The sequence below is a fragment of the Streptomyces sp. CB01373 genome (assembly GCF_002803075.1).
Lineage (GTDB): Bacteria > Actinomycetota > Actinomycetes > Streptomycetales > Streptomycetaceae > Streptomyces.
Genome location: NZ_NNBK01000014.1, coordinates 1 through 11,852, shown reverse-complemented (window position 1 = coordinate 11,852; position 11,852 = coordinate 1). Strand labels below are relative to the sequence as shown.

Here is an 11,852-nt window from a genome sequence, read left to right as displayed (position 1 = left end):
ATCGCGCACTCGTGACGACAGTCATCAATGAGTGATAACTTCACGGGGAGAGTCCGGCGCGGCAGAGGCCCGGCGCTTCATCGGCGCGGCACGGCCCCGGCACAGCGCGGCAGAGGTTCGTGGCAGTCCCCCGAGGAGGCCCCACGTCATGAGTCCCTTCACCGGCTCCACCGACCGCACCCCCCACTGGCACCATCTGCGCGTCGAGCGCGCCGACGGCGTCGCCACGGTCACCCTCGCCCGCCCCGACAAGCTCAACGCGCTCACCTTCGGCGCCTACGCCGACCTGCGCGACCTGCTCGCCGAACTGTCCCGCGAACGTGCCGTGCGCGCCCTGGTGCTGGCCGGCGAGGGCCGCGGCTTCTGCTCCGGCGGCGACGTGGACGAGATCATCGGCGCCACCCTGAGCATGAACACGTCCGAGCTGCTCGACTTCAACCGGATGACCGGACAGGTCGTGCGCGCCGTACGGGAGTGCCCGTTCCCGGTGATCGCCGCCGTGCACGGGGTGGCGGCCGGGGCCGGAGCGGTCCTCGCCCTGGCGGCGGACTTCCGGGTCGCGGACCCCACCGCACGGTTCGCCTTCCTCTTCACCCGCGTCGGCCTCTCCGGCGGCGACATGGGCGCCGCCTACCTGCTGCCCCGGGTGGTCGGGCTCGGCCACGCCACCCGGCTGCTGATGCTCGGCGAGCCGGTGCGGGCGGCCGAGGCCGAGCGGATCGGCCTGATCAGCCACCTCACCGACGAGGGCAGCGCCGACGAGGCCGCGCGGTCCCTGGCCCGCCGGCTGGCCGACGGACCCGCCCTCGCCCACGCCCAGACCAAGGCCCTGCTCACCGCCGAACTCGACATGCCCCTGTCCGCCGCGGTCGAACTGGACGCCTCCACCCAGGCCCTGCTGATGAACGGCGAGGACTACGCCGAGTTCCACGCGGCCTTCACCGAGAAGCGCCCGCCGAAGTGGCGGGGGAGGTGACCGGGGTGACCGGTGCCATGAGGGTCGCGGTCATCGGCGGCGGACCCGGCGGCCTGTACGCGGCGGCCCTGCTGAAACGGCTCGACCCGACCCGTGAGATCACCGTCTGGGAGCGCAACGCGCCCGACGACACCTTCGGGTTCGGCGTCGTGCTCTCCGACGAGACACTCGGCGGCATCGAACACGCCGACCCGGTGGTGTACGAGGCACTGCGCCGGGAGTTCGTGCGCTGGGACGACATCGACATCGCCCACCGGGGCACCCGGCACACCTCCGGCGGCCACGGCTTCGCCGCGCTCGGCAGACGGCGCCTGCTGCGGATCCTGCACGAACGCTGCCGCGCGCTCGGCGTCGACCTGCGCTTCCGCACCGAGGCACCGGACCCCGCGCGGCTGACACGGACGTACGACCTGGTCGTCGCCGCCGACGGCGTGCACAGCGCCACCCGCGAGGCCTACGCCCACGTCTTCCGGCCCCGGGTGACCGGCCACCGCTGCCGCTACATCTGGCTGGCCGCCGACTTCGCCCTCGACGCCTTCCGCTTCGAGATCGCCGAGACCGAGCACGGCGTGGCACAACTTCACGGCTACCCCTATTCCCGCCCGTCGCCCGACCACCACCCCTCAACGAGGCCCTCCCGGCCGCGGGACGATGGCGCCTCGACGGTCATCGTCGAGATGCGCGAGGAGGTGTGGCGCGCGGCCGGCTTCGACACCATGGACGAGCAGGAGTCCGTCGAGCGCTGCGCCAAGATCTTCGCGGACGCGCTCGGCGGACGGCCGCTGCGCTCCAACAAGTCCACATGGACCACCTTCCGCACGGTCGTCACCGAACGCTGGTCGCACGGCAACCTCGTACTGCTCGGCGACGCCGCCCACACCGCCCACTTCTCCATCGGCTCCGGCACCAAGCTCGCCGTCGAGGACGCCCTCGCCCTCGCCGCCTGCCTGGACGAACAGCCGTCCCTGCCCGAGGCGCTCACCGCCTACGAGGAGGAGCGCAGGCCGGTCGTCGCCTCCACCCAGCGCGCGGCCCGGGCCAGCCTGGAGTGGTTCGAGAACCTGGACCGCCACCTCGGCATGCCGCCCCGCCAGTTCGCCTTCAACCTGCTCACCCGCAGCCGCCGCGTCACCCACGGCAACCTCCGCCTGCGCGACCCCCGCTTCACCGACGCCGTGGAGCGCGAGTTCGGCTGCCCGCCCGGGACACCGCCCATGTTCACCCCGTTCCGGCTGCGCGGACTGACCCTGCGCAACCGGGTCGTCGTCTCACCCATGGACATGTACTCGGCCACCGACGGCGTCCCCGGCGACTTCCACCTCGTCCACCTGGGCGCCCGGGCGCTCGGCGGCGCCGGACTGGTGATGACCGAGATGGTCTGCGTCAGCCCCGAGGGCCGGATCACCCCGGGCTGCGCCGGCCTGTGGACCGGCCGGCAGGCCGAGGCCTGGCGGCGGATCACCGGCTTCGTGCGCCGGCAGGCCCCGGACACCGCGATCGGCGTGCAGCTCGGCCACAGCGGACGCAAGGGGTCGACCCGGCTCATGTGGGCGGGCATGGACGAGCCGCTGCCGCAGGGCAACTGGCCGCTGGTGGCCGCCTCCCCGCTCCCGTACCGGCCGGACAGCCAGGTCCCGCGCCAGGCCACCCGGGCCCAGCTCACCGACATCCGCGAGCAGTTCACCGCCGCCGCCCGGCGAGCCGCCGGGGCCGGCTTCGACCTGCTCGAACTGCACTGCGCCCACGGCTATCTGCTCTCCGGCTTCCTCTCCCCGCTGACCAACCGGCGCACCGACGCCTACGGCGGCTCACTGGACAAGCGGCTGCGCTTCCCGCTGGAGGTCTTCGACGCCGTACGCGGAGTGTGGCCCGAGGAACGGCCGATGACCGTAAGGATCTCCGCCACCGACTGGGCCGAGGGCGGTACGACCGCCGCCGAGGCCGTGGAGATCGCCCGCGCCTTCGCCGCGCACGGCGCCGACGCGATCGACGTGTCGACCGGGCAGGTGGTCTCGGACGAGCACCCCGAGTTCGGGCGCTCGTACCAGACGCCGTTCGCCGACCGCATCCGCCACGAGGCGGGCGTCCCGGTGATCTCGGTCGGCGCGATCTCCTCCTGGGACGACGTCAACTCCCTGATCCTGGCCGGTCGTACGGACCTGTGCGCGCTGGCCCGCCCACATCTGTACGACCCGCACTGGACCCTGCACGCGGCCGCCGAACAGGACTACACGGGCCCGGCCGCGCCCTGGCCGGCGCCCTACCGGGCGGGCAGCCGCCGCCCGCGGACGGGGCGTACGGACGCGCCCAAGCCGCGGCTGGGGCTGGGGGGTTGAGCGAGGTTGAACGGGGGTTGAGCCGGGGGCAGCGGCTCGGAACCGGTCGTGCGGAGGCCGACGCTCGGAAGGTGACCGGCGTCAGAGACCGGCGAACTCGGCGCCCGTGTCCCGCAGCCGCTCGTGCAGCCCCTGGAAGACGGCGGCCGAGCGGGCACCGGGCCAGTCGGCGGGCAGCAGCCGCGCGGGCAGGCCCGGGTCGGCGTACGGCAGATGGCGCCAGGAGTCCAGGGCGAGGAGGTAGTCGCGATAGGCCTCCTCGGCCGGGGTGTCCGCACGCTCCTCCCAGGCGCGCAGCACGCGCGCGTGCCGGTCGAGGAACGCCTCGTGCTGCTCGGCGATCGCCGCCAGGTCCCACCACCGCGCGACCGCCTGAGCGGTCGGGGTGAACCCCAGGTGCTCACCGCGGAAGAAGTCGACGTACGGGTCAAGGCCCAGGCGCCGCAGGGTGTGCCGGGTCTCCTCGTACAGACGGGCCGGAGCGATCCACACACCGGGCGCCGCCGTGCCGAAGCCGAGCCCGGCCAGCCGGGAGCGCAGCACGTGCCGCTTGTTGCGCTCCGACTCCGGCACGGAGAACACGGCCAGCACCCAGTCCTCGTCCCCGGACTGCGCCGTGGCATAGATGCGGCGGTCGCCGTCGTCGAGCAACTGCCGTGCCTCGTCCGACAGTTCGTACCCGGCCGCGCCCTGCGCCGTACGGGCGGGCAACAGCAGCCCGCGCCGCTTGAGCCGCGACACCGAGGAGCGCACGGACGGCGCGTCCACCCCGACGGCGGCCAGCAGCCGGATCAGCTCGGCGACGGGCACGGGGCCCGGCGCGAAGCGGCCGTAGGCGCCGTAGAGCGTGACGATGAGGGACCTCGGGGCGTGTAGCGCCTGCTGCTCGGACACGTTGATCATTTTAGGTCTTCGGCATCACTGCTGGTCACCGTCACGACTGGTCACCCGGGCCGCTGCGGGCCGTCACCGCCGGGCGGTGCCACGTGCGCGCTGTCACCGCCGGGTGGTGTCATGTCTGCGCTGTCACCGCTGGGCGGTGTCACCGGCGGCCCCGTCGGCGCGCAGCCGGAACCGCTGGAGCTTCCCGGTGGCCGTGCGCGGCAGCACGTCCAGGAACACGATCTCGCGCGGGCACTTGTACGGAGCCAGCTCCGACTTGAGGTACGCGCGCAGCGCCTCCGCGTCCCGCCGAGCGCCCTGCCGCAGGACGACGTAGGCGACCACGACCTGCCCGCGGTCCTCGTCGGGCCGCCCGACGACCGCCGTCTCCACCACGTCCGGGTGGCGCAGCAGCGCGTCCTCGACCTCCGGACCGGCGATGTTGTACCCGGCCGAGATGATCATGTCGTCGGCGCGGGCGACGTAGCGGAAGTAGCCGTCGGGCTCGCGGACGTAGGTGTCGCCGGTGACGTTCCAGCCGTCCCGCACGTACACGCGCTGCCGGGGGTCGGTGAGGTAGCGGCAGCCGACCGGACCCTGGACGGCAAGCAGCCCCGGCACTCCGTCCGGCACCGGCTCACCGTGCTCGTCCTGCACGCGCGCGTGCCACCCCGGTACGGGAAACCCGGTCGTGCCGGGCCGGATGTCCTCGTCCGCCGCCGAGATGAAGATGTGCAGCAGTTCGGTGGCGCCGATGCCGTTGACGATGCGCACTCCGGTCTGCTCGCGCCAGGCGTGCCAGGTGGCCGCGGGCAGGTTCTCCCCGGCGGACACGCAGCGCCGCAGCGAGGAGACGTCGTACGAGCCGAGTTCGTCGAGCATCGCGCGGTAGGCGGTGGGGGCGGTGAACAGCACGGACACCCGGTGCTCGGCGATCGCGGGCAACAGCTGCCGCGGGTGGGCCTGTTCGAGCAGGAGCGCACAGGCGCCGGCCCGCATCGGGAAGACCACGAGCCCGCCGAGCCCGAAGGTGAAGCCGAGCGGGGGACTGCCCGCGAACACGTCGTCCGCGCGTGGTCCGAGCACATGGCGGGAGAAGGTGTCCGCGACGGCCAGCACGTCCCGGTGGAAGTGCACGCAGCCCTTGGGCCGCCCGGTGGTGCCCGAGGTGAACGCGATGAGCGCGACGTCGTCGGCGGCGGTGTCCACGGCCGGGTACGGCGTGCCGGGCACCGCACGGCGCAACAGGTCGTCGGGGCCGTCGCCGCCGTACGTCGTGACGACGAGCCCCGGTATCCCCGCGTTGGCCAGGTCGTCCACGGCCCGGATGTCGCACAGCGCGTGCCGGACCCGGGCGATCTCGCAGATCGTGCTCAGCTCGTGCGGGCGCTGCTGGGCCAGCACGGTGACGGCGACCGCGCCCGCCTTGAGCACGGCCAGCCAGCAGGCCGCCAGCCAGGGGGTGGTGGGGCCGCGCAGCAGCACCCGGTTGCCGGGGACCACACCGAGGTCGCCGGTCAGGACGTGCGCGATGTGGTCGACGCGGGCGCGCAGGTCGCCGTAGGTCCACGTCTCCCCGGCGGCGGTACGGAACACCGGGCGCCCGGCGTCTGTGCGGTCCAGCAGCTCGGCGGCGCAGTTGAGCCGGTCCGGGTAGCGCAGCTCCGGGAGGTCGAAGCGGAGTTCGGGCCACTGGTCCGGGGGCGGCAGGTGGTCGCGCGTGAAGGTGTCCACGTGCGCGGAGGCCGTCGGCCGCGCGGTGCCGCCCCTGCCGGAGTCCACGGTGTCCATGGCGGTTCGCCCCCTTGTCGTGGTGGGCACGCACAAGGAGCGTATCGTGTTGGTGACGACAGTCAACGGTACGCGATACGGTGGATCGCGCCTCGGGTGGCCGGGGGCGGTGCCGGGTTGGCGGCTGGCCTTTGGTCGTTGACCGTTGGCTGGCGGCCAGCGGCCAGCGGCCAGCGGTCGGCGGCCGGCGGATCGGCCGACCGGGAGGTCGGGAGGCAGGGAGGACGGCGAATGCCCGCATTCTCACTCGAACCGGAACGGGCGTCCTGGTGCGCCGAGTTGCGCGTCCTGGCCGCCGAACGGCTGCGCCCGCTCGCCGAGAAGGGCGAGCCGGGCCACGTCAACCGCGCGCTCCTCGCCGAACTGGGCCGACTCGGCCTGCTGGCACGCCTGTTCACCTCCGGCGCCCTCGATCTGTGCCTGATGCGCGAGTCCCTGGCTCACGCCTGCACCGAGGCCGAGACCGCCCTCGCCCTCCAGGGCCTCGGCGCCCACCCCGTCCATGCCCACGGCACCCCCGCACAGCGCGCCCACTGGCTGCCGAGGGTGACGGACGGCAGCGCGGTCGCCGCCTTCGCCCTGAGCGAGCCGGGCGCGGGCTCGGACGCGGCGGCACTGGCGCTGGCGGCCCGCCCGGACGGCCCCGCCCGCTGGCGGCTCACCGGCGAGAAGTGCTGGATCTCCAACGCCCCCGAGGCCGACTTCTACACCGTCTTCGCCCGTACGGCACCGGACGCGGGCTCCCGCGGCGTGACCGCGTTCCTGGTGCCCGCCGACCGCCCCGGCCTCACCGGCACAGCGCTGGAGATGCTCTCGCCGCACCCCATCGGCGCGCTCCACTTCGACGGCGTTCCCGTCACGTCCGAGGACGTGATCGGCGAGAGGGACCGCGGCTTCCGGGTGGCCATGGGCACGCTCAACCTGTTCCGCCCCAGCGTCGGCGCCTTCGCCGTGGGCATGGCGCAGGCGGCGCTGGACGCCACGCTCGTCCACACCGCCCGCCGGGACGCCTTCGGCGGCAAGCTGAGAGACCTCCAGACGGTCGCCCACCAGGTCGCCGAGATGGCCCTGCGTACGGAGGCGGCCCGCCTGATGGTGTACGCGGCGGCGACGGCGTACGACGAGGGCGCCCCCGGCGTTCCCGGCCGCGCCGCCATGGCGAAGCTCCTCGCCACCGAGACCGCGCAGTACGTCGTCGACACCGCCGTCCAACTCCACGGCGCCCGCGCCCTGCACCGCGGCCACCTGCTGGAACACCTCTACCGCGAGGTGCGCGCCCCCCGGGTGTACGAGGGGGCGAGCGAGGTGCAGCGGGGAATCATTGCGAAGGAGCTGTACGCGGGGCTGGGTGAGCGCGGGGAGGGCCGGTGACCGACTTTTGTGAACGCCTGGCCGCGTACGACCCGGGAGGTCATGTGACCGCCGACCGCGTGAACCCGCCTGGGGAGTGGGAGTCCGTGTGACCGCCGAGCCGCGTACGACCCTGGAGGCCATGTGACCGCCGACCGTGTGAACCCTCCCGTCCTGTCCCCGCCCACCGGCTTCTCGCACGCGGTGGTCGCCACCGGCTCACGGCTGGTGTTCCTGGCGGGCCAGACGTCGCTGGACGCCGACGGCAAGGTGGTCGGAGAGACCCTGCCCGAGCAGTTCGAGCGGGCGCTGACCAACCTGCTGACCGCGCTGGCGGCGGCCGGCGGCACCGCGTCGGACCTGGCCCGGGTCACGGTGTACACCACGGACGTCGCCGCCTACCGAGCCCGCGCCGCCGAACTCGGCCGCATATGGCGCCGGTTGGCGGGCCGTGACTACCCCGCGATGGCGGTGGTCGGGATCGTACGGCTGTGGGACGAGCGCGCCCTGGTGGAACTCGACGGCTTCGCGGTACTGAGCGAGGGCTGATCGGGCGGTGTCGGCCAAGTGGTCGACGGGCACGCGCCGCCGAAGAGTGAGGATCGCGGCCACCGCCGAGGACGCCGGGTACGAGTGGAAGCTCGTGTTCTCCAGCCACCCGGGAGGTTCTTCCATGCCCCTGCGTCCCGTACTCGGAGCCCTGGGCGCGGCGGCGGCCGCCGTGCTCGCGCTGAGCACACCCGCGACGGCCGCTCCGGACGCCAACCTGACCATCGACCAGACGGCCCGCCTGTCGGCGGACGGCACCGTGACCGTATACGGCACCTACCGCTGCTTCGACGCGAACGGCCTGGTCTTCGTCGGCGCCGCCATCAGCCAGGACCCGTCGGCCACCCGCTACGGCATCGGCGGCACGCGTGCCGTGTGCGACGGCGCCTACCACCGCTGGCACAACTCCGGCACGGTGACACCGAACCGGCTCACCCCCGGCCCGGCCCGCGTCGAGGCCGCCCTCGTCGAACTGAGCTCCCACAACGGCCTGCCCCTGCCCGACATCCACGCCACACGCCATCGGGACGTGGTACTGGTCGCAGACTGAACCGGCCCCGGGCTGCCCGGCACCGGCATCGGCGGGTGCTGGGCATCCCGTTCAGGCCCTCGCGCTTTCAGACCTTGATCACGGTGGCCCGTCCGCGGCAGAGCGCGGTCAGGTCCTCGGGGTCCGAGGTGAGGATCGTGACCGGGCCGGGCGCGGCGAGTGCGGTGGCGCTGAGCATGGCGTCGATGGCGTACTTGTGGCCGTGCAGGCCGGCGTCGGTGAGGAGAGCGGCGGCGTGGCGGGCGACGGTCTCAGTGACCGGTTCGACGACGAGTCGGGACAGTGTCCACTCCAGCGCCGGGCGTCCGATCCGGGGGTGGACCACCTCGACCAGGGTGGCCGCGGAGGTGATCACCCGGAGATCGTCCGCTCGGGCCAGGGCCAGCCAGCCGGTGACGGCACGGTCCCGCAGCACGGCCTTGGCCAGCCCCTCGCTGTCGAGGACCAGGGTGCCGCCGGGAACGGCGGGGGAACGCGTCACGCGGCGTTCGTCCCGCCCTGCTCGCGACGAGCCCGGTGGAGCTGTTCGCGCAACGCCTGGATCTCCTCGTCGGTGACGGGACCGTGCTCGGCCTCGGCGACCTGGATGAGTTCGTTGAGGTTGTCGCGCTCGATCTGCCGGGCCACGGCGGCGGCCACGTAAGCAGACAGTCCCGAGGGGCCACCGCGGGCCTTGGCGGCTTCGGCGATGTCACGCGGCATGGTGATCGAGTACTTGCCGGTGGGCTCACTCATGCCCCTCATCCTACTCGTGGTGTGCTCAACGCGCTCAGACCCACGACGGAGCGGAGCGGCGCCGCTTCGGCGTGGGGGCGAGGATCTCCACCGGCCGTCGTTGCAGGTGCTCGTGGACGAGCGAGGCGTTCAGGCCGGCCACCAACGGGAACTGCGCGATGTCCTCCAGCGCGGACGACTTCTGATCTTCCTCAACTCTGCTCCCGATGTGAAACCTTCGGAATCTCCCAACAGGCTGTGCGATGATCACCACGCGATCGGGGGGCCGTTAATTCTGCACGAAACGGTCGCTTCGAGCCGCACGTCGCAGCCAATCGACGAAAGGCCATCCGTGCGCAGGCTCGTCTACTACATCGCCACCACGCTCGACGGTTTCATTGCCGGGCCGGACGGCGCCGATCCCTCCGGCCCGAACGGCTTCTGGCCAATCCCTGACGATTACCTCCAGTACATCGTGACCGAGTACCCGGAGACGCTCCCCGCTCCGGCCCGGGCGGCATTGTCCGTCACGGCCGAGGGAACGCGCTTCGACACCGTCCTCGAAGGGCGACGCAGCTATCAGATCGGCCTCGCGGCCGGGATCACCGACGCCTATCCCCACCTGCGTCATCTCGTCTTCTCGCGAACCCTGTCCGAGAGCCCGGACCCTGCCGTCGAACTGGTAGCTGACGATCCGGTGGCGAAGGTGCGAGAGCTGAAGCAGGAGGACGGCAAGGACATCTGGCTGATCGGTGGCGCCGAGCTGGCCAATGCCCTGTACACCGAGATCGATCAGCTGATCCTCAAGGTGGGATCACTTACTATCGGTGCCGGGATACCGCTCTTTTCCCATAAGTCCACCTTCGAACCGCGCCGCTGGGAACTCACAGACCAAGCCCTCTTGAAGAGCGGAGCGCTATTCCTCACCTATGCGCGCGTCACCGACTAAAGGAGCTGTTCGCATGTCAGGTCGAGGTCGTCGTCCTGACATGTGAGCCCCTGACAATGGGCGAAGAGCGGTACTACGCGGCCGAGATCGTCCTGAAGAGCGACTTCGTCAATGGACGGGTCGGCCTCCAGGTATCCCTTGAGGATCTGGACGAGTGGGAGCGTTGTCTCGATGCTCTTGAGGCTGAGGCGGGGGCTGAGTGGCCGACTGGGGGCCGCAGTGCCTGGCTGGCAGTGGTTCCCGAGGACCCGGTGGAGGTGACCGTGCACGACTCGCCGTCGACGCAGATTGCTGTGCGCATGCCGATCGACGTCGCCTCGGACTGGTTGGAGGAGAACCGGCTGCGCTTGGATCGCGTCCAGAAGGCCGTCGCAACCGTCTCGTAGTGCCCCGGCGTCGCAAGCGTCCTGGACCACTTGACTGGGGCCGCAGCGGCCACGTACCGGCCTGCGTCCGCGACGCGTACTCCAGAGCCACCGGCACGTGAGTGAGCTGTCGATCGACTGGCTCCCGACGGCCCACAGACGGCCCGGGCTGTCCGATACGCCTACCGACGACAACCTTCCGTTCCACCTCCACGGGGAGGAGAAGCCCAGTCACCCACCCGAGCCCCTCTTTCCGTCACGTCATCCCGGTCCCGAAAGGGGGCGGCGGCAAGCAGGCCAGGACTGACAGCCATGCTGAGCACCCGCCCGGCCGGCGCGCCCGCTCGGTGTCACACGGGCGCCTTTCAACGTGCCGGGCTGTGTGCAGCCGGCCGCACGCCTCACCACAGCTCCGCAGACGACCTGTGGCCGACTGCCGAAACCACCGCACTCGTGGGAGCTAGGCGGCGTTGGGTCGCGCGCCACGCATGCCCGAGGCGGGCCCCTGTACATCCTCGGCCAGGAAGATCTCACCTTCCCCGAAGTCCGGCGCCCGGAAGGGGTTTGCCGTCGGAGGGGGCGATGCTGCAGTGGCGCAGCGGGGTTGCTCTTCCAGGGCGGAGAACAGCGACGTCAGATCGATGAGGGGTCTCCCTTGGGTCGCAGGCCCCTGACGGGGCCTGGCGTGCCGTGGCCGGGCACAGCGGTCCTACAGCTTGGTCATCTTGGCGTACGGGCTCAAGATCCGCATTTGCGCCGAGCCGAAATCCACGAGCGCCGCGATTCCGTCCTCGATGCCGATCACCCGGCCGAGGCCGTACACGTCGTGCGTGACCTGGTCGCCCACGGCGAAGTGCTTGGGCGGCGGCGCGACCGGGGCCTTGAAGGGGCTGGTGGGCAAATGACGCTTCGGTGCAGCAGGCTTTGTCATCGCCCCCAGTATGCACCTACGAACCGCGCTGGTGGCCGACACCCAGCGGTAGGAGGAGCTGATCATCGCCCTCCACTCCGGCGAGAGCTGAGCCCGCCGACCGGTCGGCAGACGGGCGGGGTCGGGCGGTTCGGCCTCGCAGGCGGCCGAACCGCCCGTATCCTTCGTGGTGTCTACGGCGTCACATGGCGGGCGCCAAACACTGGAGGCAATACCCCGTGCTGATCGCTCAGCGTCCCTCGTTGACCGAAGAGGTCGTCGATGAGTTCCGCTCCCGGTTCGTGATCGAGCCGCTGGAGCCGGGCTTCGGCTACACCCTCGGCAACTCCCTTCGCCGTACCCTCCTGTCGTCGATTCCCGGTGCCGCTGTCACCAGCATCCGCATCGACGGTGTCCTGCACGAGTTCACCACCGTGCCGGGCGTCAAGGAGGACGTCACCGACCTCATCCTCAACATCA

Annotated in this window: 12 protein-coding genes and 1 pseudogene; 8 read left to right on the top strand and 5 right to left on the bottom strand. The window is 71.9% G+C overall.

Features of this window, described 5'->3' with window-relative positions; genetic code table 11:
* The first annotated feature begins 148 nt into the window (after positions 1-148).
* Both CG719_RS23075 and CG719_RS23070 read left to right on the top strand, forming a co-directional pair.
* Positions 149-976: an enoyl-CoA hydratase family protein gene (locus CG719_RS23075; protein ID WP_100570588.1), complete on the top strand. Its 828-nt coding sequence runs from the start codon at positions 149-151 to the stop codon at positions 974-976.
* A 17-nt stretch (positions 977-993) separates the two neighbouring features.
* Positions 994-3,312: a bifunctional salicylyl-CoA 5-hydroxylase/oxidoreductase gene (locus CG719_RS23070; protein WP_100570772.1), complete on the top strand. Its 2,319-nt coding sequence runs from the start codon at positions 994-996 to the stop codon at positions 3,310-3,312.
* Between the two features lie 81 nt (positions 3,313-3,393).
* On the opposite strand, the gene CG719_RS23065 is transcribed toward CG719_RS23070, so the two are convergent.
* Both CG719_RS23065 and CG719_RS23060 read right to left on the bottom strand, forming a co-directional pair.
* Positions 3,394-4,215 carry a PaaX family transcriptional regulator gene (locus tag CG719_RS23065; RefSeq protein WP_100570587.1) on the bottom strand — a complete coding sequence of 274 codons (822 nt, stop codon included), beginning with the start codon at positions 4,213-4,215 and terminating at the stop codon, positions 3,394-3,396.
* 123 nt (positions 4,216-4,338) lie between these two features.
* A complete protein-coding gene (locus CG719_RS23060) occupies positions 4,339-5,985 on the bottom strand; it encodes an AMP-binding protein (RefSeq protein ID WP_100570586.1) in 1,647 nt (548 codons plus the stop codon).
* 231 nt (positions 5,986-6,216) lie between these two features.
* Here CG719_RS23060 and CG719_RS23055 point away from each other — a divergent pair, with 231 nt between their 5' ends.
* The 3 genes from CG719_RS23055 to CG719_RS35900 all read left to right on the top strand — a co-directional run bounded on the left by CG719_RS23055 (position 6,217) and on the right by CG719_RS35900 (position 8,434).
* On the top strand, positions 6,217-7,356 hold the full coding sequence (locus tag CG719_RS23055; protein ID WP_100570585.1) for an acyl-CoA dehydrogenase family protein: 1,140 nt from the start codon (positions 6,217-6,219) through the stop codon (positions 7,354-7,356).
* A 123-nt stretch (positions 7,357-7,479) separates the two neighbouring features.
* Positions 7,480-7,884, top strand: coding sequence for a RidA family protein (locus tag CG719_RS23050; protein WP_100570584.1), 405 nt, complete (start codon positions 7,480-7,482; stop codon positions 7,882-7,884).
* A 124-nt stretch (positions 7,885-8,008) separates the two neighbouring features.
* A complete protein-coding gene (locus CG719_RS35900) occupies positions 8,009-8,434 on the top strand; it encodes a DUF6299 family protein (RefSeq protein WP_100570771.1) in 426 nt (141 codons plus the stop codon).
* Positions 8,435-8,501: 67 nt separating this feature from the next.
* Here the strand turns inward: CG719_RS35900 and CG719_RS35895 are convergent, their stop codons facing one another.
* Both CG719_RS35895 and CG719_RS23035 read right to left on the bottom strand, forming a co-directional pair.
* The gene (locus CG719_RS35895) at positions 8,502-8,915 is read right to left on the bottom strand and encodes a PIN domain-containing protein (RefSeq protein WP_199836746.1); all 414 of its coding nucleotides are present in this window, start codon (positions 8,913-8,915) and stop codon (positions 8,502-8,504) included.
* Positions 8,912-9,169, bottom strand: a complete 258-nt coding sequence (locus tag CG719_RS23035; protein ID WP_100570582.1) for a CopG family transcriptional regulator — start codon at positions 9,167-9,169, stop codon at positions 8,912-8,914. Before CG719_RS23035 ends, CG719_RS35895 begins: the two co-directional genes overlap by 4 nt.
* Before the next feature lie 331 nt (positions 9,170-9,500).
* Here CG719_RS23035 and CG719_RS23025 point away from each other — a divergent pair, with 331 nt between their 5' ends.
* Together CG719_RS23025 and CG719_RS23020 are read left to right on the top strand one after the other, a co-directional pair.
* The gene (locus CG719_RS23025) at positions 9,501-10,097 is read left to right on the top strand and encodes a dihydrofolate reductase family protein (protein WP_100570580.1); all 597 of its coding nucleotides are present in this window, start codon (positions 9,501-9,503) and stop codon (positions 10,095-10,097) included.
* Positions 10,067-10,483 carry a DUF5959 family protein gene (locus CG719_RS23020; RefSeq protein ID WP_442802744.1) on the top strand — a complete coding sequence of 139 codons (417 nt, stop codon included), beginning with the start codon at positions 10,067-10,069 and terminating at the stop codon, positions 10,481-10,483. Before CG719_RS23025 ends, CG719_RS23020 begins: the two co-directional genes overlap by 31 nt.
* A 688-nt stretch (positions 10,484-11,171) precedes the next feature.
* On the opposite strand, the gene CG719_RS23010 is transcribed toward CG719_RS23020, so the two are convergent.
* Positions 11,172-11,393: a hypothetical protein gene (locus CG719_RS23010; protein ID WP_100570769.1), complete on the bottom strand. Its 222-nt coding sequence runs from the start codon at positions 11,391-11,393 to the stop codon at positions 11,172-11,174.
* 218 nt (positions 11,394-11,611) lie between these two features.
* On the opposite strand from CG719_RS23010, the pseudogene CG719_RS23005 reads away from it, so the two are divergent.
* Positions 11,612-11,852, top strand: a pseudogene (locus CG719_RS23005) (DNA-directed RNA polymerase subunit alpha); the annotation flags it as partial.

Coding starts and splice junctions, on each gene's coding strand:
- CG719_RS23075 (WP_100570588.1), top strand. CDS start 149: ATGAGTCCCTTCACCGGCTCCACCGACCGCACCCCCCACTGGCACCAT.
- CG719_RS23010 (WP_100570769.1), bottom strand. CDS start 11,393: ATGACAAAGCCTGCTGCACCGAAGCGTCATTTGCCCACCAGCCCCTTC.
- CG719_RS35900 (WP_100570771.1), top strand. CDS start 8,009: ATGCCCCTGCGTCCCGTACTCGGAGCCCTGGGCGCGGCGGCGGCCGCC.
- CG719_RS23055 (WP_100570585.1), top strand. CDS start 6,217: ATGCCCGCATTCTCACTCGAACCGGAACGGGCGTCCTGGTGCGCCGAG.
- CG719_RS23065 (WP_100570587.1), bottom strand. CDS start 4,215: ATGATCAACGTGTCCGAGCAGCAGGCGCTACACGCCCCGAGGTCCCTC.
- CG719_RS23035 (WP_100570582.1), bottom strand. CDS start 9,169: ATGAGTGAGCCCACCGGCAAGTACTCGATCACCATGCCGCGTGACATC.
- CG719_RS23060 (WP_100570586.1), bottom strand. CDS start 5,985: ATGGACACCGTGGACTCCGGCAGGGGCGGCACCGCGCGGCCGACGGCC.
- CG719_RS23070 (WP_100570772.1), top strand. CDS start 994: ATGAGGGTCGCGGTCATCGGCGGCGGACCCGGCGGCCTGTACGCGGCG.